The following is a 19,286-nucleotide window of genomic DNA, read 5'->3' as shown; positions in this document are numbered from 1 at the left end:
CAGCTCTAAAATTCATAGATGAAAGCGGAGATCCCTTTTGCCCCTTCCTCATCGGCCGGTGCATGCCGGCATTTAAACGCCGCAGCCGTACAGACCGCCATAAAGTCACGCATGAAGTCCGCATCCTGATATTTCCACATTCCTTCAAGTTCTCCCATCAGTTCCATGGGAGTCTCAAAGGCATATTCAAACATGGGTCGCTCAAAGAGTTTCAAATCAATTCTGTCTCTGAAATAACTATCGGAACCGCCGTCGGCATCGGGAAAGGCATTCGCGATTTTCCCGTTCAGCCGGGATGCGATTTCATGAATTTTCGTTCTTTCCTGATCAGTCAGGCTCATATTCGTTCCTCCAATCCATCCCTTGCAACATCGGGTTTTGATCGCTTTTCAGAATAAGAAAATTCTCCAGAACCAGGACATCCAGATCCGTGTGCATAAAGCACGCATAGGCCTGCTGGGGAGAGCAGACGATGGGTTCACCGCGAACGTTGAATGAGGTGTTCACCAGTACGGAACAGCCAGTGATTCTTTCGAAGGCCTTGATGATGCCGTAATAGAAAGGGTTGTCGTCCTCGCTGATGGTTTGGACTCGTGCCGTAAAATCCACGTGTGTCACCGCCGGAATGGTCGATCTCTCCTTATTCACGATCGGCAGCATGTCATCCCCATTTTCAGCAAACAGCTCTGTCAGGTCAAAGGATCTGCGCAGCCCCTCCTTGACCTCGGCCACCAGAAGCATGTAGGGGCTCTCCTGATCCAGGTCGAAGTATCGGCTGACGGACTCGGAAAGAACCGTCGGGGCAAAGGGCCGGAAGGATTCCCGGAACTTGATCTTGACATTGAGCTTCGACTGCATTCCGCCGGTCATTGGGTTGGCAATGATGCTGCGATTTCCCAGGGCCCGGGGTCCGAACTCCATCCTGCCTGAAAACAGGCCGATGGTGTTGTTGTCGGCGAGCCGTTCGGCGATTTCCGCCGCCAGCGCCTGCTTGTCACCAAACAGGCGATAGGTGATGCCGTTCGAATCGAGATAGTGTTGTATTTCATTCAGGGAGAACCCGGGACCGAGATAGCTGTTTTTCTGCATATCGCGAACTCCGGTTGCGCGCTGCTTCCCTGAGCAGTGATAATAGAAGTACAGAGCACATCCCAGGCTACCGCCGGCATCCCCGGCGGCCGGTTGAATCCAGAGGTCGTCAAAGATCTTTTCCTTGAGCAGCTTCCCGTTGGCCACGCAGTTGAGGGCAACGCCGCCGGCCAGGCACAGCTTGGTTTCTCCGGTTATTTTTTTTGCTGTTTTTGCCATCCTGATGATGACTTCTTCCGTGACGTTCTGAACAGATGCCGCCAGGTCCATTTCGCGCCTGGTAATGGGGGCATCGGCTTCCCGGCGCCGGCCGGCAAAGAGTCCACCGAAATAATCATCCGTCATTGCCGTATCCCTCGTGAAGGCGAAATACGTTGTATTGAGGCGGTATGAGCCATCCTCCTTGATCTCGATTAAATGATCCTTGATCAGGTCGACATATTTTGGCTCTCCATACGGGGCGAGCCCCATCAGCTTATATTCGCCGGAATTGACCTTGAATCCGCAGAAGTATGTCATGGCGCTGTAGAGCAGACCCAGCGAATGCGGATAGCTGATCTGCCTGAGGATCTCCACTTCGTTCTTGTTGCCCACGCCGATGGTTGTCGTAGCCCATTCGCCGACGCCGTCAACGGTCATAATCGCCGCACTCGAAAAAGGTGATGGATAAAATGCTGAACCGGCATGTGAAATATGGTGTTCGCAGACGAAAAGCTTCCCCTTTTTTCCCAGGCAACCGAGCGTCTCGCGGATCGCGTCATGCACCCAAAGCCTTTCGGCAAAGAGACTTGAGAAGGATTTCTCGATTAATTTTTTACTGCCATCCCCCTCCTGGATACAGTTTTTCAGCCACCGATCCAGGGTCAGAAAGGGATTGTCGTAGTAGCAGACAGCGTCAAGATCATGGGGTTTCAATCCGCCGGTTTCCAGGCAGAAATTGATGGCCTGCACCGGGAGACCGTGATCATGCTTTCTTCTGGTAAACCGTTCCTCCTGGGCGGCTGCCACGATCTCTCCATCCCTGATCAGCGAAGCGGCGCTGTCATGATAATAGGCGGATATTCCCAGCACATTCATCTTGCACGCTCTCCTGTAGGCTCCAAATATCCGGAGGAATTGCGCCCCGGGGTAACGGCGAGGTCGCCTGCCTCTGCATCCCCCTGCTCCGGGCCGCATCGGCCTCCATGTGCCTGGTGCGCGAAGTCTTCATCATATCCGACAAATTGAAAGACAAATTGCGCAATGGCTTCGTTTCCTGACTCGCTGTAATGGGCAAAATCCACATATGCGCTGTCTATTCCATCCAGGATGGACGTGGCATCAAGAATGAATCCGGATTGCCTCGCCAGGAGAGCCGCTTCTCCATAAAAACGCTCGATTGCCGATTTTTTTCCGTCGTCTTCCACCCCCTCAGCCTGACGGTACAGCGAGGTCGGCTGCAGAAACGGGAGATATCGAATGTTGAATTCCTGGCAGATCGCCCTGATAATCCTCAGGTTTTGATACCAGCGTTGAGGTCGGTTCCCATGATTTTCACAGCCAAGGGTAACGCCTTTCAATTCATGGTTGATGCTGATGTCGATTCTGGCTGTCGCCTCGAACATGGTGTCGAAAGTCTTTTTACAGTAGGGATGAAAAAGGGGGTACTCCGGTTGCACCTCCAGAACGGCATCGTTGAAACCGTCAAAGGTGATGACGATATCAGGCGAGAGAGTCAGGCAATCCCTGATGCATTTCAGCATTTCCTGCGCGGAAAAGTACCCGGCGATTGCCCCGTTGTAGACGACGGCATCCAAGGAAGATTGAACGCACTGCTCATGGAGATATTCCGGCCATGATTTATAGCCGCCAAAGGACGGATCCGATGTTGAACCGCCCAGCACGACGATTCTTGTTGCCCGGGCGGAATCTTTCCCGAAAATCTTGAAGCCCATGAGGTCGCCCCCCCGGTTGTATCCCAGGAAGGGATCGAGATAGTCCAGAGGGGCATAAAGATCATTAAACATCACCGTCTCAAAGTGGACACCCTCTTTCAACCCAAGTCCGACCAACTGCTCCTTGATTTGAAAAACATGGCAGTCCCGGCAGGCGCTGATCACGACCAGGATGTCGCTGATCTTCTCGTAGAGGATGTCGTAAGGCGAGTTGACGGCCTTTCCGAACATTCGATTTCCCTTTTTATAATTGTCGATAAAATACAGGACCTCGACTCCAGCCCTCTCGAAGAAGCGGTACAGCGCCTGTCCCCCGGTGCCGGCGCCGAAGATGATGATTTTTTTATCGGCATGTCTTTTTAAGAGATCCGCCGTCAAACCATTCATGTCCATAGATCTGCTTCACCGTTATTTCAAAGATCAGCCGGTTGAATGATCATGTTGGAGCGATATTCCTCCCGGCTCAAAAAAGGCCACATATCCTCCAGGGGCCGTGAAGCCATCGAACCATCCGGCTGCTGGACGGAGGTTACCCTCGGCGCACGCTCCTCATCAGGCACAATCATCACATCACACACAACCGGTCCTTCCCTGTTTAGAATGCCTCTGATTTGCTTCCTCAGATCGCTGGGATCAAAAATGCGCACCGCATCGAGACCGTAAGCTCCGGCCACGTCAACGACATCGGGAAGTGTCAAGCCGCTTGGCGCGTCCGCCCCGGTCAGCCGGCCGAAATAACCCTGCTGCGAGGAACGGATGGACCCATAACCCCGGTTGTTCATAACAAAAAACGTGATGGGCAGCTCCAATCGCCTGACAACTTCCAGTTCCTGAATGTTCAACTGAAAGCCGCCATCTCCATCGATGCAGACGGTCGGCCTCTTTCCGCCGGCCAGGCATGCGCCGATGGCGGCAGGCTGGCAAAAACCCATGGCCCCGGTCCCTTTGTTGTGAAAAACGCGCTGCCCTTCCTTGACCTTGAAGGCCGTGAGGAACAGTTCGCTGGAATTGCCGGCATTTCCTGGAAGAACGATATGATCGCCGGAGAGCTCCTCTGAAAGGATGTCGGAAAATGCGTATACGCTGATGCCCTCTGTACCGGCGTGATGCCCGGGAAGAACGAAAGGATAGCGGGCTTTCCATTCCCCGCACCGCCGCTTCCAGTCTTCTGGATTCGGGAAGGTATTCCGACCGGATTGCCGAAGGAATTCCTTGATGAAAAGTCCAGCATCCGTGCGGACGGGAATATCGATGATGTCGTTCACCTTGTTGATCTCAGCGGGATCAATATTGACCATGATCTTTTTTGCCCCTCTGGCAAGGTTCTCAGGCGCATAGGCCATCAGGGCCATGTCCAGCCTTGCTCCCAGGATGAGAAGGCAATCGGAATTCTGGAGGATGAAATTGGATGCGCGGGATGCAATGGAGCCCGGCATGCCGAAACACAGTTCATGAGCGGCAGGGATTAAGTCGACCCCCAGCCTTGTGGTTAAGACAGGCATTCCGAGAAGATCAACCAGTCTCAGGAAATCAGGCTGAACCCCCGAGAGCCTTATCCCGTTCCCGGCCAAAATCACCGGCCGTTTGGACATACTCAGTGCATCGATAACCTGAGAAACCTTGTACTCGAGGGAGTTCTGATCAACGGCCTGATCGGCTTCCTCCGCATCGAATCCATCAACCGCATCCGGGTCAATCCCGGCCGCCTGGACATCCAGCGGGATATCGATCCAGACCGGTCCCGGCCGACCCGATCTGGCCAAGTATGCAGCCTTCTCCAGATGATAGCGGATGGTCGCGGGATCCGTTACGGTCACCGCATATTTGGTGATGGATCGGACAAGGGATACAATGTCGATTTCCTGCACGCCGAACTGCCTGACACCGGAATCTTTTTTCATATCAGCACGCTTGACCTGTCCGGAAAAGAACAGGCAGGGTGTTGAGTCAAGCCAAGCACCGGCCACGCCTGTTAAGGCGTTGGTCCCTCCAGGGCCTGTGGTTACGATGGCGACGCCCAGATTGTTTGTGACGCGCGCATAGGCTTCAGCGGCAATGGCCGCTGACTGCTCGTGGAGCATGCAGACATACCCGATGCCGGGATGGCTTCCGAGGGAATCATTCAAATGCATCGCACCGCCACCGGGAAGCATGAAGACATGCCCGACACCCTGCTTTGCAATAAACTGAATGACATAGTCCGACAGTTTCATGATGTTTCCCCTTCCCTGCTTGACAAGATGAGATCGATCAGCTCTCGAACCGCACCCTGTCCACCTCCATGGCGAGTAACCATTTTTGCCCTTTTTCGGACCGTTTCGTGAGCAGAGCACGGCGCCGCTGCCAGTCCCGCCGATTCCATGGCAGACACGTCGTTGAGGTCGTCACCCATAAAACAAATCTCCTCCAAGGGGATGCCGTTCTTTTGTGCAAAATGGATTAAAGCCGTCTTCTTGTCCTTGCAGCCTTTATAAATGTCGCCGATCCCCATTTTCCGGGCGTACCGGTCAATCAGGGGATTGTCTTCACCGGATATCAAGGCGAAGATCAAACCGGCCCTTCTCCCCATGGAAATGCCCATGACATCAAGAAAGGAGAACTTTTTGTACTCCTCGCCATTCTGTCCCCAGATAAAGGTCCCATCCGTCAATACGCCATCCACATCCAATGCGACCGCTCTTATTCTATGCAAAGACATACTCCTTGCGCCTGAGCTTCCTGAGAATCGGCATTTCTCTTTCAAAAACCTTTTTGGCGCCGTCGCCCATGGCTATTTCCACCAATCGAATGCTGGACACCATTTTTATGATTCCGCTGGGCCCCAGCGATGCCGCCTGATCCGATCCCCACATGGCCCGCTCGAGGGTAATATGACGCTCCACCACACAGGCGCCTAAAGCCGCCGCTGCAACGGATGAGGGGATGCCTGTCTCGTGGCCGGAATATCCGACAGGTACGCCATAGCATTTCTTGAGTCGGGGAATCACCGACAGATTCAACTCTGAATATTCAGCAGGATACGTGCTTGTGGCCTGTAATAGCACCAAGTCCTCCCTGCCGAGCACGTCGACGGCGTGGTCAATCTGCTCCAAACTACTCATCCCTGTTGACAGGATGACCGGTTTTCCTCTGGATCGCGTGTAACGGATGAGATCGTCATCCGTTAAACTGGGAGAGGCGATTTTGTAACAGGGGACATCGAACCGTTCGATAAAATCCACGGAACGTTCGTCCCAGCAGGAGGCAAACCAGGGGATGCGCTTCTCTCTGCAATACCGGTCTATTTCCTCGTATTCTTCAGTCCCGAATTCCAGGCCGTATTTCAAATCGCCGTTTGTCGTTCCAAAGGGACTTTCGCGAGGTTTGGCCAGTTCTTCCGACGTATAGACGATTTCGACGGTGCGCTTTTGAAATTTCACCGCATCGCATCCTGAAAATTTGGCCAGATCGATCAATCTCTTGGCGATATCGATATCGCCGTTGTGGTTGATGCCGATCTCCGCAACGATAAAACAGGGATGACCATCACCGACCAGGGTGTTTCCTATTTTTACCTCTGCCATCTCAGCTCTCCTTTATTTGTCGGTTGCCTTGCTGAAGCAGCCGTCCTTGCATGAATGTTTCCGCTCCTGTCCGATATAATGACTTCTATACCAGCGCATTGTCTTGGTTATCGCTTCAGATAGGGGAATGGTCTGGGATAGTCCGATCTCCGCTTGAGCTCGTGATGTGTCCGGCACATAGTAATCCTGGGCAACACCATCGCTCCATTTTCCCAGCGCAGCCACCTCCAGGGGAGGAATGGATTCCTGGGCTATGCTCTCGGCTATTGACCGGACGGTTATCGGAAACTCGGATCCCACGTTATATGGCCTGCAGGAAACTCCTCTGAACAGAATGGCCCATAACCATATTGCAAGATCGGCCATATAGAGATACGAGCGTACAGCGCTTCCATCGCTTTTGATCGTAATGGATCTTTTTGACAGGGCATCCCGGATGAAATCCGTGACGGCAAAGGATCTTTCGAGCTGCAGGTAAGGTCCGATAAAGGAAAAACACCTGGCGATCTGTACTTCAAAGCGATTTTCTTTCGCATAAAGCACACTTAAGGATTCCGCCATTCGCTTGCCATGATGATAGGCCCAGGAGCTGTCCGCCGGGTCACAGGCATTGGAACAATTTTCCGGAATCGCGGACATATTGGCGGGAATCTCGCCATAAACAGCACCGGTGCTTACCAGAAGCATCTTTTTGATCTTTGCCCGAACACAGAACTCAAGAACCCGTTTCGTGCCGCTTATCATTTCGTCAACCAGGGACAGGCCGCTTGGTTTTTCATGATCGGCCGGCCGGTAGACAGCGCTGTGAATCAGATGAGAGAACGGGCCATCCGGGAAGGCAAAGTCCTTAATGTCTCCCTTCAAGAATTGAACAGCCGGATGGTGATACAGATGCGGTGCCCTTTGTGCAAAGGCCTCCGGATTCCGCGACAGAACCAGCGCCTTAGCGTTCAGCTGGAGCTGATCATTCGCCCAGGTAAAACTTTCCAGAAGCCAGCAGCCGAAAAATCCCGTTCCGCCGGTCACAAAAATCCTCTGATCCCGAAGCTCCTCCCATAGAGGTGCCGTATGGCTGAGAATATGATTTAGATCGTCAGCGATAGGAGAAGATTTCATGTCACCAGCTCTTCCAGGGGGCGCTATTCGCTTTCCACAGTGATTCCAGGTACTGGCGGTCCCGGACCGTGTCCATGCACTGCCAGAATCCCTCGTGTCTGTAAGCGTAGAGTTCCCCATCCTCCGCCAGTTTTTCCATCGGGGCGTGCTCCCACATGACATCTTCATCGATGTAATCCAATGCTTCGATACTCATCACAAAGAAGCCCCCGTTGATCCACCCTTCATGAAGGGTGGATTTTTCCTTGAAATGGCGGATCCTGTCTCCTTCAAATTCCAGGGCGCCGAAGCGGGCCGGGGGCCGCACGGCGGTAAGGGTGACCAGGCCTCTGTGCTCCCGGTGAAAGTTCAGCAGGGCCTCCAGATTTACGTCACTGACACCGTCACCATAGGTCATCATGAAAAGATCCTCATCGATCAGGGAGGCCAGCTGCTTTAGGCGTCCGCCCGTCAGAGTGAACCGCCCTGTGTCGATGAGCCGGACGCTCCAGGATTCGCATCGATTGCTGCCGAGGCTCTGAACGGAACCGTCCGCGAGCGATACGGCAAGATCTCGATTTGAGGTGTAATAATCGAGAAAGTACCGTTTGATCATCTCACCCTTGTAGCCCAGAGCGATGATGAACTCATTGAACCCATACCGGGCATAATGCTTCATGATATGCCACAGGATGGGTCGCTCACCGATTTCGATCATCGGCTTCGGCTTCAAGAGTGATTCTTCACCGATGCGCGTGCCCATGCCGCCGGCTAAAATGACGACTTTCATGGTTTCCACCCCAACATATTTTTTCTGCAGCCCCGGACCCTCTTCCTGAGAAACTCTCCGCTCTCGACTGGCTGCAGGCAGCCCGTATCCGTCAACATTCGAATCATTGGCCTCCTCAAGAGATGCGCTCTCCGGCCATGAAGCGGTCAAACACGGCCTGGATATGACTTAGATGCCTGTCATCGATTCCCGGGTACACACCGATAAAGAAGGTGCTGTTCATGACACGGTCCGTGTTCTTCAGGTCTCCCGCAATGCGGCATGTTACGTTCTCATAGGCGGGGTGACGCAGGAGATTGCCGCTGAAGAGGTTTCGCGTCTCGATGCGGTTGGCTTCCAGAAAGGCCGTCAGGTCGTTTCGGGAAAAGCCGGCTTCATCCTTTACCGTGATGACATACCCGAACCAGGAGGGTTCGGAATTCTCCGTGCCCCTGGGAAGGAACAGGCGATCTCCGTGTTCCTGCAGCCTCCCGGTCAGATTCAGAAAATTCTCTCTGCGCACGGAGACGAACCGGTCAAGTTTCGCGAGCTGCGCACAACCGACGGCGGCCTGCAGATCTGTGGCTTTCAGGTTATAGCCGATGTGGCTGTATACGTATTTATGGTCATAGCCGAAAGGCAGGGAACCAAACCGCCCGCTGAAGCGCCTTCCGCAACGGTTGCTTTCCCCCCCCCCACAGCAGCAATCCCGCCCCCAATCACGGAAGGATTGAACGATGCGGGCGAGGTCATCGTTGTTGGTGGCGACGCACCCCCCTTCGCCCATTGTGATGTGATGGGCCGGGTAGAAGGAGAAGGTGGAGAGGTGACCGAAGGTGCCCGTCAGCTTCCCCCGGTAGGTCGAACCCAGGGCGTCGCAATTGTCTTCAATGAGCCAGAGCCTGTGCTTCTTCACGAGATCCATGACGGCGTCGAGACAAAAGGGGACCCCCAGAGTGTGCGCCATCATAATGGCCCTGGTCTTCGGACCGATCGCCCCGGCAAGTCTTTCGGGGATGGCGGTGTAGTCGCCGAGGTTCACATCGACAAAAACGGGGACCAGTTGATTCTGCACAATGGGGTTGACCGTTGTGGGAAAAGCGCAGGCCGTGGTCAGGACTTCATCTCCCGGCTTCAGGCGGCGATCCTTGAGCCTGGGGGACGTCAGGGCGGTCAGGGCCGCAAGATTGGCCGATGATCCGGAATTCACGAGCAGTGCATGGGACAGCCCCAGATAATCGGCAAACTCTCTCTCGAAGCGTTGAGCATAACGGCCGGCCGTCAGGTAGAAATCCAGGCCGGCATCGACCAGATTCACGATTTCCTCTTCATCGAAAACCCGTCCGGCATAGTGAACCATCTCCTCATCAGGATTGAAGACTTCGGGGGCGAACTTTACCTGATGGTATTCTTTGACAAGGGCCAGAATCTCCGCACGGATTTCTTCGGCATTTCTCATGAATACACCACCGCCCCGGAGAGAATTGCCTCAACGTCCAGATCCAGATGCATCCCGGCGGCCTGATTCATGTAGTCCCGGATCTGTTCAATGCAGAGGGCGGAAAGATCGCGGCCCTGCCCTTGCCGGTAGTAGTTCCGGTACCATTGGACCGTCATCCGGACGCACTTGTCGACGGGAAGAACGTTGTGCCAGCTGAGCTCGGCATGGGCCTTGTCACAATTCAGCCTGAGAAGTTTCGCCTCATGAGGTGATCCGGGATCGGAGATATCCACCCGGACGCCCTCTCCCCAGAATTTGATCAGGAGGTCCGTCAATGCGAGGACTGTCAGATGGCCTGCGTCGTCGGGTCCAAAATTCCAGGCCCCGGAATACTTTTCAGGATTTTTTGAAAGACAGGCGCCAAGAAGAAGATACCCGCCGAGTGCTTCCAGGACATGCTGCCAGGGCCTGACGGAATGTGGGTTGCGGAGAAAGATGGGTTGGTGACGGCTCAAAGAGCGAATGCAGTCGGGAACAAGTCGGTCCACCGCCCAATCCCCTCCCCCGATCACATTGCCCGCACGGACGGAGGCAGCACCGATAGGCCTGTCATGGCCGCCGCCTTTTGAAAAATACGATTTCAAATAGGCATTGAAGACCAGTTCCGCGCAGCCCTTGGAGGCGCTGTAGGGGTCAGGACCGCCCAGCGGGTCAGATTCCCTGTAGCCCCAGACCCGGTCCCTGTCCGCATAGCATTTGTCGCTGGTGACATTGACCAAAACTTTGACGCTGGAGGTGTTGCGGACAGCTTCCAAAAGGTTCACCGTGCCGCCGACATTCGCATCGAATGTCATTTTCGGCTCCCGGTAAGAAAAGCGCACAAGGGGCTGAGCGGCAAGATGAAAGACAAATTCCGGCTGATATCTGGTGAAAGTATCCAATAACCGGTCGAGATCACGGATATCGCCGCGAATATCCGTGATTTTTTCCCGGAGATTCGTCGCCTCGAAATTGTTGGGCTGGCTTGGAGGATCAAGGGAATATCCGACGACATCCGCGCCCAGTTCCCTGAGCCAGAGGGCCAGCCAGGATCCCTTGAAGCCTGTATGGCCAGTGATCAATACGGTTTTGTTTTTGTAAACGTCATGAAACACGTTTTCGTTTCCCCGAGATAGTATGTCTTCAAGAAGATCACGGTTGAAGCAGCCGTTTTAAACCAGGGATTCAACCCTTTATCTGTGAAAAAAGTCACTCTGGTACTGCTGAATTGAGCAATATTGGTGCCATTTTATTTTCTAAAGTTTGCCGGGCTTGTTCCGATAATATCAGCATGGAAATACAAACCGCCGCCACGCAGACCAATGCCGATCTTCTTTTTTCTTCGACCACGCCAACGGCCGCCAATATGGAGTTCATCTCCGGCCAGGCCCTGTCGCGAGGCATTGATGCGTATTCCAGCGGCGACTACAGGAGGGCTGCCCGGGAATTCAAGCTGGCCATTTCTTTTGAGCCCTATTCGTACAACGCGCTCGATGCCTTCCAGTATCTGGGGGTTGCCCTCGAAAGCGACGGCGACGTGCGTGGCGCGATGAGGGCCTATCGCGAGGCCATCGCCTTATTCCCCACGGAAAGCGGGTTCAACGTCAGCCTTGGAAACCTTCTGTTTTCAGAGGGGAAGCACGAGGAGGCGCTGCAGCAGTACAACGACGCCATCAAAAAAAACCCGGCGGACAGCGAGATTCACTATGCCCTGGGTCAGGCCTATCTGACCTTGGAGAAGTTTGATCAGGCGGAGGAGCAGTTTCAAAGGGTCATCCAGATGTCCCCGAAGGAGACCGCCGGCTATTATGCCCTGGGGCAGGCATACCGGCAGCAGGGAAAATTCAAGGAAGCGGAAATGCAGCTGGGAAAGGCCCTGGCCATCGAGCAGGATTTTGCCAATGCCCATTATGAGCTTGGGTTGCTTTATGCTGAGACGAAGCAGATCGACAGGGCAAATGAGGAGCTCGAATTTCTTGCCGCAAACGCGGGAAGGGGTTCCGATTTTTATTCCAACCTGGATTTCACGATCGACGAACATACCGCCCCCAGGTTCATTGCCGCCTACAGCGCTCAGCTCAATCTCGCCTCAGGACCGGGCACCCGGGTGTCAACCCTCGATAACTCCCTTAAAACACCCGGCGAAAGCAAAAATTATACGATATCCTTTGCCTTTGACAAAGAGATGGACACGACCTCCGTCCAGAACATCTCCAACTGGGACATCAGCAGGTCCACCAGTACATCGACCGGCGGTCTCTACAACTGGGGCTTCAAGACGAGTTCCACAGAAATCGACCTGTCCGCAAGGCCCGTCAACGTGATTTACGATTCCAAAACGCTGTCCGCCAAGGTCAGCTTCAAGGTTACCCAGAATGCTTCCGGCAACGGGACAGTCGACCTTTCGCACCTCGTGTTCAAGTTTCAGGGAAAGGACATCTACGGGAATTCCATGGATCCTTCGGCGGATCAATACAACCGTTTGTCGCTGGTCGTATAATGGAAATTTCCCCTCCCACGAGGGAGGTTTCGGAGGGGAAAAATGTGCCTTTCATGGAATATTTTTCCTGCGGGGTCACAACCTGATAATTCTAAAAAGGGGAAAGGAAGGCAGAGTCAAAGGCCGACAAAGGGATTTTCCTACCCCTGAAGAAGTAGGGAAATGTTGAAATCCTTCATAGTGATGAGCTGTTAACACCGTCATCCATTCCATTGAACCTGTCTCGCAGACCGATCTTCGGCTCCTTCCCGAACGGACAATTTATGATGGCATCCCTTTTGCTCAACGCACCTTCAGAACGGATTGAAGGAAAAAAGGAAGAAAAGCGAGAGCCGGCCGGATCCATTCCGTTGTTCTGTTCACGCCAAAAAACTGAAAATCGAGAAGGTCTTCTACGGATAATGACTGCTGCCGTTACGGGAAGATCGCCGAGGAGGAGAAAATGATTACGAGCGCCGTCAGCCCATCGGATTCATCAGCAAAAGAACTCACCAACCGCAATGCCTACGATATGAGAACAGAGGATTTTCTGGGGCTTCTCCTCACCGAGCTCAAGAACCAGGACCCCATGGAACCGGTCAGCACCAGCGAGATGGCCACCCAGTTCGCCACCCTCACCCAGGTGTCGCAATTGAACACGACCAACGGTTATCTGAAAACCCTCAGCCATACCCAGGCCGTTGATTATCTTGGCAAAACAATCACCTATGCCGGCGAAAAAAATGCGGATGGAACCTCTGCGGAAAAAACATCCCTGGTTACCGGCGTCGTCTACAAGGACAGTGTTCCCTACCTCATAACAGAAGGTGGGGATCACGTCGCCGCGGGTTCCGTAACAGGGGTTTCAGAATCATAAAAAGTCACCGGTTCTTAGGACATCAACGTTTCCAGAAAGACGAGAAGGAGAACATCATGAGTTCATTTTATACAACCCTGACGGGATTAAATGCCTTTCATTCCCAGATAGAACAGATCAGCAATAATATGGCCAATGTTGAAACGACGGCATACAAATCGAACAACATATCTTTCAAGGAAGTCCTTACGAATACGATGACGCTGAATTCCGCTTCTTCCGTTGTGGCCGGAAAGGGTGTCAAGATCATGGGAAGTACCACCTGCTGGGAGCAGGGGGATCTGACCGAAACGGGCAACACCAATGATCTTGCCATATCGGGTGAGGGGTTCTTCATCGTTTCTGATGACTACGGGACCTACTACACCAGGGACGGGAGCTTTCAATATGACGAGGACGGCCTGCTGGTGAACAATTACAGGATGGCGGTCCAGGGATACGCCATCAACGAAGACGGGACCCTTGGAAATTTAGGAGATATCCAACTCTCCACCGCGCCCATCCTGCCGACGGCCACTTCGGAAATATCCACGCAGCTCAATCTCAACTCGGGGACCACCGCTACCGAAACATTTGATACGACCGTTTCGGTCTATGATTCCCTTGGGAATAAAATCCCCATGGAAATCACCTTTACCAAAACCGCCACAGCCAACCAGTGGACATGGGCAGCGGGCATCCCGGCAGGATTAGGATCAACCATCTCAGGAGGAACTATTACATTCGATAATAACGGAAACTTAGCCGCCTGTACGAAGACCATCAATTTAACCTTGACCAACGGAGCGACTACTCCACAGGCAATAACCTGGGACATTGCGGCCACCGATCTGACCCAATACGCCTCCGACTCCAGGCTCGCAGCCTCGTCGCAGGACGGGAACGCCACGGGAAACCTGGCTAACGTCACTGTGAACGACGATGGAATCATCACCGGAAACTACTCCAACGGCGAAATCCGCAGTCTGTACCAGGTCGCACTGGCCCTTTTCTCCAATAATGACGGCTTGGATAAGGTGGACAACAGCCTCTACGTCGCGACTGGTTCTTCGGGAGCAGCCGTCATCGGCGCAGCGGGAACGGATCAGTACGGAAGCATTACCCCTGGGGCGCTTGAAGTTTCCAACGTGGACATGGCGGCGGAAATGGCTGATCTGGTCATTGCACAGCGGGCCTACGAGGCCTGTGCAAAACTGATGAAGGCTGAAAGCGAAATCATGCAGACCACCGTAAACATGACCTAACGCCCGCTGAAGGCCTGGGACGTTTCGGAAAGATAGAAGGGGAAGATGAGCAATGAATTCGATATCGGGATCGATCTATTCTGTATTGAGCGCCCTGAACACCTATTCCGCTGCGATTGACGTCACAAGCACGAATATCGCCAATGCCGAATCCGCCGGTTATTCGAGACAGACCGCCGTCATCTCGGAAAAGCTCGCTGCCGACGGAACGGGATACGGCGTGGACGTTTCAACGATCAAACGGGCATACGATTCCTTTTTGACGGCTCAGCTCCGCCGCGCCAGCCAGGATCTCGGGAAATCGAATGTTGAAGTGGAGATGTTCAGAGCCATCGAAGCCGTATTCACGGATTCCGAGAACACCGGCCTTTCCAAGGCCATGAGCCAATTCTGGAACGCCTGGCAAGGCCTGGTCAACGATCCCTCCAGCCCAACGGCGCGTTCCGTTCTAGCCTCCTCTTCCGACACCCTCGCAAAGACCTTCAACAGCACAAGCTCAGACCTGTCGGCAATTTCTTTGAAAATGGACGACGGCATCCATGAAACGGTGGAGGAAATCAACAAACTCACCCGGCAAATTTCGGACACCAACCAGAAGATCATCGCCATGGAGGCCTCCGGTCTCAGCGCCAACAGCGTGCGCGACCATCTGGACAGCCTGGTTCAGGAGCTGTCTTCCCTCGCAGAAATAAACATTTCCACGAATGATGCCGGCCAGATCAATGTTCAGATGGCCAATGGGAAACCCCTTGTGGAAGGGACGAGCACATGGATGTTATCTGCTGAGAAAGACGCAAACACCGGCCTTCTGGATGTCACCTGGCTGGACACGGAAGGGAATTCGATCGTTGTCACGCAATCCGTGACGCGCGGGAAGCTGGCAGGGTATCTGGAGGCGCGAAATGAGCTTGCATCGTACCAGGATCAATTGGACGCATTGGCCGTGAGCATGATGGACCAGATCAATACGCTTCATCAAGGCGGGTATGACCTTTACGGAAGTTCAGGCGCCGCCTTTTTTTCGGGGACCGGTGCGGCTGACATGAAGGTCCAGGCGGCTATCCTGAATGATCCGGAAAAAATCGCCGCAGCATCCGCAGGGGGCGGCACTGGAGGCAGCGCCAACGCGGAAGCAATCGCTGAGCTTCAGACCAGTTTTCTCATGAACGGAACCTCAACCTACAGCGACTATTTCAACGCCATGGTAGGAAACATCGGCTCGGCGGTCCAAGCCGCGGAGATCGACAACGAAGGCCTGTCGAATGCCCAGACTTTTTACACAAATCAATGCCTGTCGGTCTCCGGGGTATCCGTGGACGAAGAGATGGCCAGGCTGGTCCTGTATCAGAACGCTTACGATGCGGCGGCGAAGCTTATGACCGTCTTTGATGAAATGATGCAGACGCTCATCGCCACGATGGATTGATCGAAATCCTGCCATGGGCTGAAGCCGCGGGCATGACGGAGCCGGCGGCTGATCCCGGGAAGGCCGGTGGATGCTGAACAATACGGGAGGGAATCATGAGAATCACCCGCAGCATGATGGTGAACAACATGTTGTACTGGACGGGAAAGCAGATGGGAAGGCTCAACGACCTATCGAACATCGTCGCGTCGGGAAAGCAGATCAACAAGCCGTCGGATGACCCTTCCGCTGCGGGACAGATTCTGTCGGACCGCACGACATTGTCGCTTTTCGGGCAGTATGAGCTGAACATCACCCAGGCAACGACATGGATCAAAACGAGCAGCACAACCCTGGAGACGACCGGCCGTTTTTTAGAAACGGCCCAGGGCATCATGTACTCCCTGTCAACGGCCGATAAGGCCGCAAAAGAGGGGTACCTGGAGGTGCTGGAAGACCTTTACGACCAGGTCGTGGATCTTGCCAATTCGAAATACGGGGGCGGCTACATGTTCAGCGGAAGCTTCAGCGACACCCAGCCCTTTTCACCCGATTTCAGCACAACGGTTACCGCCGGGGTCGGAAAGGACATCGCCTTCGATCTGGCAGATGCCGCTTCCAATGTGACGATAGAAATTACCGATTCCAACGGCACGGTCGTCCAGACCATCACCCCTGCCCAGCCCTGGGTCAAGGGGGCGAACACGGTTTCGTGGACTCCGGCTGTCGGCCTTGACGGCGATTACGGCTTCCGGGTGACGGCTGCCGGCATCGGTGGCGATCCGGTGGCCGCTTTCGCTTCCTACCAGGGAAACGCCATGGAGAAGACCGTCATGGTCGGAGAGGGAAGTTCCATATCCCTCAACAGCAACGGGGAGCAGATTTTCAGCAATGCCCTGTCCGTCCTGAGCCGGGCGATCACAGCCACCCGTGAAGCCATCACGGATCCGGATTACGAAGTGGATCTGGGGGAGAATTTCGCCCTGGCATTCTCAACCCTGGAAGCTGAAGAGGTTTCTCTGGCCAACAGTTCTCTGCAACTGGAGTTTAAATCAGACCGTTTGAAACAACTCATGACGAACGCCAATGACAGGATCTCCGAAAAGGAAGTGGGAAGCACACAAGAAGCGGCGATCAAGCTGCGAACGCAGCAGACTTCCTATGATGTGACCCTGGAGGCTGTGGCGAGCGTATTGAAAATGACCAAACTGTCGGATCTCGTTTAAGGCTCATTCCCGTTTTTTCAGCTGGTTTTCCTCTTCAAGAGCCACAAGAATTCTGGAATCAGCAAGGGAAATTCCGCTGCCGGCGCGATGGACGAAAACCGGATTGAGGTCGATCTCGGCGATCCGGGGGGCATCGACAAGCAGAGCGGCGACGCGGCAGATCAGATCCGCCAGCGCCTCCACGTCCCGGGGCGCCTGCCCCCGGCGGCCCTGGAGAATCGGCCAGGCCTGGAGTCCGCTCAGCATGTCCAGGGCTTCATTTCTTGTCACCGGTGCAATGCGGACGGCCGTGTCCCGGAAGATCTCCAGAAAAATTCCCCCCAGACCGGCCACGACGACCGGTCCGAAAACCGGATCCTGTCGGCCGCCGACAAAAAATTCCTGGCCTTCGGCAACCATTTCCTGAACGAGAAACCCCTCTACGGACACGTCCGGAGCACGCTCCGAAACCGAGGTGCGGATCGCCTCCAGGGCCTTCCCAAGGGCATCCCGGTCAGGCAGGTTCAACCGGACCCCGCCGACATCCGACTTGTGAGACGCCTGGCTCGACAGGAGCTTCACCGCCACGGGGAAAGAAATCGCCCCATCCTCCAGATCCCCGATCTGTTTTATTTTGATGCTCCGGATAAAATTCAAACCAGCCGCCTCCAACAGGTCGATACATTCGTCTGCCAGGGGATGGCGTTTTTCCTCGATCAAGGCGGCCAGGCGTTCCTGCAGGGATGGCGGGGAAAGGGAAAAGCCGCCCCCTTCGCCCCGGGTGTCCCTCAACTCCTTTCGCTCCGCATAGGTTGCCGAAATATGGAGGGCTTTTATGGCCGCCAAGGGGCTGGTGTATACGGGAAAGCTTTTCAGGATTTCCATGGTTTCCGCCGCATCGGTGATGACGGCCACAGCGGCGGGCTTATTGTACTTGCGGACCAGGGAATCCAGCTCCCCCAGGAAGGTGCGCGACATGTCCGACTCGTAATGGGACTGGTAAACGTGATTGAACAGGGCACCATCGACGCAGTCGAGCTTCAGCGCCTCTTCGAGGATCCGGGCGTAGATCCGGTAATCGAATATTTCCCCGAGGTCGAGAGGGTTCTGCGGGGCGATGACCCGCCGCGTGTAGAGGGTATTGAGCCGTTCAAAGAAACTTTCGGGAAAGGGAACGAGATCGAATCCGTATTGGGAACAGGCGTCGGCGGTAATGACGGCATGGCCCCCGGAACGGGAGAGAACCGCCAGCCGCCTGCCCCTCATCAGGGGCTGCTGGAGTATTTTGACGGCGGCAATGGCCTCCTGTTCGTCCTCCACCCGGATCACGGCCGCCTGACGGCACGATCCATCGACCACATCATCGCTGGCCGAAAGGGCGGCCGTGTGGGAGCGGGCAATGCTGGCGCTCAGGGGATTGCGGTTGGATTTCTGGAGGATAATGGGCTTGGAGGCGGACAGGGCGGCCTGGAAGAAATCCCGGCCCCGTTTGAAGCCCTCCAGATAAACGACCACCATATCCGTCGCTTCGTCCCCCAGAAAATACCGCAGAAAATCGGTTTCATCGAGTTGGAGCTTGTTGCCCATGCTGACCATCTTGCCCGGCCGCACGGAGTTTTCCGGAAGGCCCTCCAGGTAGATATGACCAAGCCCCCCGCTCTGGGCGATCATGCCCACGCGCCCACCGGGCAGACTTTGCTTGTAAAGGAGAAAGGGCATGACCAGGTTGAGATCGTAATTGACGATCCCGATGCAGTTGGGACCCACGAAACGAATGCCGTAACGTTCGGCGATTTCCAGGATCTTCGTTTCCAGGGCATCGTTCTCATCGCGGGAAAACTCGCTGAAGCCGCTGGATTCGATCACCGCGCGGCGAATGCCCCGCTTCCCGCATTCCTCGAGCAGATCCGGAATGGCGGCTGCCGGGGTAATGAAGAGGGCCACATCCGGCGTCTCCGGCAAGCTTGCAAATTCCCTGTAAATACGGATGCCGGCAATCTCGCCTTCCTCGGAACTGACCCCGTAGAGCCGGACCTTGCAGCCCAGCCGGACATTGTTCAGAATAATCAGATGCCCCAGATTTTTCTTTCTGGGCGACGCCCCGACTACCACCATGCTCTGCGGATAAAAAAAAGTCCTCATGATC

Annotated in this window: 16 protein-coding genes; 5 read left to right on the top strand and 11 right to left on the bottom strand. The window is 54.5% G+C overall.

Annotated features, from left to right (window positions below; genetic code table 11):
• Positions 1 to 5: 5 nt before the first annotated feature.
• The 10 genes from ACJ77P_RS04010 to rfbG all read right to left on the bottom strand — a co-directional run bounded on the left by ACJ77P_RS04010 (position 6) and on the right by rfbG (position 11,045).
• Positions 6 to 341 (bottom strand): hypothetical protein, encoded by a 336-nt coding sequence (locus tag ACJ77P_RS04010; RefSeq protein WP_367359557.1) that lies wholly within the window; start codon positions 339 to 341, stop codon positions 6 to 8.
• A complete protein-coding gene (locus ACJ77P_RS04005; protein ID WP_367359558.1) occupies positions 328 to 2,166 on the bottom strand; it encodes a carbamoyltransferase in 1,839 nt (612 codons plus the stop codon). The genes ACJ77P_RS04010 and ACJ77P_RS04005 overlap by 14 nt, the downstream gene beginning before the upstream one ends.
• Positions 2,163 to 3,410: an SGNH/GDSL hydrolase family protein gene (locus ACJ77P_RS04000; protein ID WP_408999041.1), complete on the bottom strand. Its 1,248-nt coding sequence runs from the start codon at positions 3,408 to 3,410 to the stop codon at positions 2,163 to 2,165. The genes ACJ77P_RS04005 and ACJ77P_RS04000 overlap by 4 nt, the downstream gene beginning before the upstream one ends.
• 26 nt (positions 3,411 to 3,436) lie before the next feature.
• Positions 3,437 to 5,236 carry a thiamine pyrophosphate-binding protein gene (locus ACJ77P_RS03995; RefSeq protein WP_367359560.1) on the bottom strand — a complete coding sequence of 600 codons (1,800 nt, stop codon included), beginning with the start codon at positions 5,234 to 5,236 and terminating at the stop codon, positions 3,437 to 3,439.
• A complete protein-coding gene (locus ACJ77P_RS03990; RefSeq protein ID WP_408999040.1) occupies positions 5,233 to 5,715 on the bottom strand; it encodes a KdsC family phosphatase in 483 nt (160 codons plus the stop codon). Before ACJ77P_RS03990 ends, ACJ77P_RS03995 begins: the two co-directional genes overlap by 4 nt.
• Positions 5,708 to 6,586, bottom strand: a complete 879-nt coding sequence (locus tag ACJ77P_RS03985; RefSeq protein WP_408999039.1) for an N-acetylneuraminate synthase family protein — start codon at positions 6,584 to 6,586, stop codon at positions 5,708 to 5,710. Before ACJ77P_RS03985 ends, ACJ77P_RS03990 begins: the two co-directional genes overlap by 8 nt.
• Positions 6,587 to 6,598: 12 nt before the next feature.
• The gene (locus ACJ77P_RS03980; RefSeq protein WP_408999038.1) at positions 6,599 to 7,702 is read right to left on the bottom strand and encodes an NAD-dependent epimerase/dehydratase family protein; all 1,104 of its coding nucleotides are present in this window, start codon (positions 7,700 to 7,702) and stop codon (positions 6,599 to 6,601) included.
• 1 nt (position 7,703) lies between these two features.
• A complete protein-coding gene (rfbF, locus tag ACJ77P_RS03975; RefSeq protein ID WP_367359564.1) occupies positions 7,704 to 8,471 on the bottom strand; it encodes a glucose-1-phosphate cytidylyltransferase in 768 nt (255 codons plus the stop codon).
• A gap of 115 nt (positions 8,472 to 8,586) precedes the next feature.
• Positions 8,587 to 9,909, bottom strand: a complete 1,323-nt coding sequence (rfbH, locus tag ACJ77P_RS03970; protein ID WP_367359565.1) for a lipopolysaccharide biosynthesis protein RfbH — start codon at positions 9,907 to 9,909, stop codon at positions 8,587 to 8,589.
• Positions 9,906 to 11,045, bottom strand: a complete 1,140-nt coding sequence (rfbG, locus tag ACJ77P_RS03965; RefSeq protein ID WP_408999037.1) for a CDP-glucose 4,6-dehydratase — start codon at positions 11,043 to 11,045, stop codon at positions 9,906 to 9,908. Before rfbG ends, rfbH begins: the two co-directional genes overlap by 4 nt.
• A 176-nt stretch (positions 11,046 to 11,221) precedes the next feature.
• Here rfbG and ACJ77P_RS03960 point away from each other — a divergent pair, with 176 nt between their 5' ends.
• The 5 genes from ACJ77P_RS03960 to ACJ77P_RS03940 all read left to right on the top strand — a co-directional run bounded on the left by ACJ77P_RS03960 (position 11,222) and on the right by ACJ77P_RS03940 (position 17,161).
• Positions 11,222 to 12,430 carry a tetratricopeptide repeat protein gene (locus ACJ77P_RS03960; RefSeq protein WP_408999036.1) on the top strand — a complete coding sequence of 403 codons (1,209 nt, stop codon included), beginning with the start codon at positions 11,222 to 11,224 and terminating at the stop codon, positions 12,428 to 12,430.
• Positions 12,431 to 12,872: 442 nt separating this feature from the next.
• Positions 12,873 to 13,286, top strand: a complete 414-nt coding sequence (locus tag ACJ77P_RS03955) for a flagellar hook capping FlgD N-terminal domain-containing protein (protein WP_367359568.1) — start codon at positions 12,873 to 12,875, stop codon at positions 13,284 to 13,286.
• 56 nt (positions 13,287 to 13,342) lie between these two features.
• Positions 13,343 to 14,530, top strand: coding sequence for a flagellar hook protein FlgE (locus ACJ77P_RS03950; protein WP_408999035.1), 1,188 nt, complete (start codon positions 13,343 to 13,345; stop codon positions 14,528 to 14,530).
• Positions 14,531 to 14,582: 52 nt separating this feature from the next.
• Positions 14,583 to 15,956, top strand: a complete 1,374-nt coding sequence (gene flgK / locus ACJ77P_RS03945) for a flagellar hook-associated protein FlgK (RefSeq protein WP_408999034.1) — start codon at positions 14,583 to 14,585, stop codon at positions 15,954 to 15,956.
• A 95-nt stretch (positions 15,957 to 16,051) separates the two neighbouring features.
• Positions 16,052 to 17,161: a FlgD immunoglobulin-like domain containing protein gene (locus tag ACJ77P_RS03940; protein ID WP_408999033.1), complete on the top strand. Its 1,110-nt coding sequence runs from the start codon at positions 16,052 to 16,054 to the stop codon at positions 17,159 to 17,161.
• A 3-nt stretch (positions 17,162 to 17,164) separates the two neighbouring features.
• On the opposite strand, the gene ACJ77P_RS03935 is transcribed toward ACJ77P_RS03940, so the two are convergent.
• Positions 17,165 to 19,282, bottom strand: a complete 2,118-nt coding sequence (locus ACJ77P_RS03935; protein WP_408999032.1) for an acetate--CoA ligase family protein — start codon at positions 19,280 to 19,282, stop codon at positions 17,165 to 17,167.
• Positions 19,283 to 19,286: the final 4 nt, after the last annotated feature.

This window comes from Syntrophus buswellii, assembly GCF_046097065.1.
Lineage (GTDB): Bacteria > Desulfobacterota > Syntrophia > Syntrophales > Syntrophaceae > Syntrophus > Syntrophus buswellii.
The sequence above is the reverse complement of the archived record's forward strand: the minus strand, read 5'-3'. Positions and strand labels throughout refer to the sequence as shown.

Excerpts from the sequence above, each read along its gene's own strand:
- ACJ77P_RS04010 (WP_367359557.1), bottom strand. The coding sequence starts at position 341 with ATGAGCCTGACTGATCAGGAAAGAACGAAAATTCATGAAATCGCATCC.
- ACJ77P_RS04005 (WP_367359558.1), bottom strand. The coding sequence starts at position 2,166 with ATGAATGTGCTGGGAATATCCGCCTATTATCATGACAGCGCCGCTTCG.
- ACJ77P_RS04000 (WP_408999041.1), bottom strand. The coding sequence starts at position 3,410 with ATGAATGGTTTGACGGCGGATCTCTTAAAAAGACATGCCGATAAAAAA.
- ACJ77P_RS03995 (WP_367359560.1), bottom strand. The coding sequence starts at position 5,236 with ATGAAACTGTCGGACTATGTCATTCAGTTTATTGCAAAGCAGGGTGTC.
- ACJ77P_RS03985 (WP_408999039.1), bottom strand. The coding sequence starts at position 6,586 with ATGGCAGAGGTAAAAATAGGAAACACCCTGGTCGGTGATGGTCATCCC.
- ACJ77P_RS03980 (WP_408999038.1), bottom strand. The coding sequence starts at position 7,702 with ATGAAATCTTCTCCTATCGCTGACGATCTAAATCATATTCTCAGCCAT.
- rfbF (WP_367359564.1), bottom strand. The coding sequence starts at position 8,471 with ATGAAAGTCGTCATTTTAGCCGGCGGCATGGGCACGCGCATCGGTGAA.
- rfbH (WP_367359565.1), bottom strand. The coding sequence starts at position 9,909 with ATGAGAAATGCCGAAGAAATCCGTGCGGAGATTCTGGCCCTTGTCAAA.
- ACJ77P_RS03960 (WP_408999036.1), top strand. The coding sequence starts at position 11,222 with ATGGAAATACAAACCGCCGCCACGCAGACCAATGCCGATCTTCTTTTT.
- ACJ77P_RS03955 (WP_367359568.1), top strand. The coding sequence starts at position 12,873 with ATGATTACGAGCGCCGTCAGCCCATCGGATTCATCAGCAAAAGAACTC.
- ACJ77P_RS03950 (WP_408999035.1), top strand. The coding sequence starts at position 13,343 with ATGAGTTCATTTTATACAACCCTGACGGGATTAAATGCCTTTCATTCC.
- flgK (WP_408999034.1), top strand. The coding sequence starts at position 14,583 with ATGAATTCGATATCGGGATCGATCTATTCTGTATTGAGCGCCCTGAAC.
- ACJ77P_RS03940 (WP_408999033.1), top strand. The coding sequence starts at position 16,052 with ATGAGAATCACCCGCAGCATGATGGTGAACAACATGTTGTACTGGACG.
- ACJ77P_RS03935 (WP_408999032.1), bottom strand. The coding sequence starts at position 19,282 with ATGAGGACTTTTTTTTATCCGCAGAGCATGGTGGTAGTCGGGGCGTCG.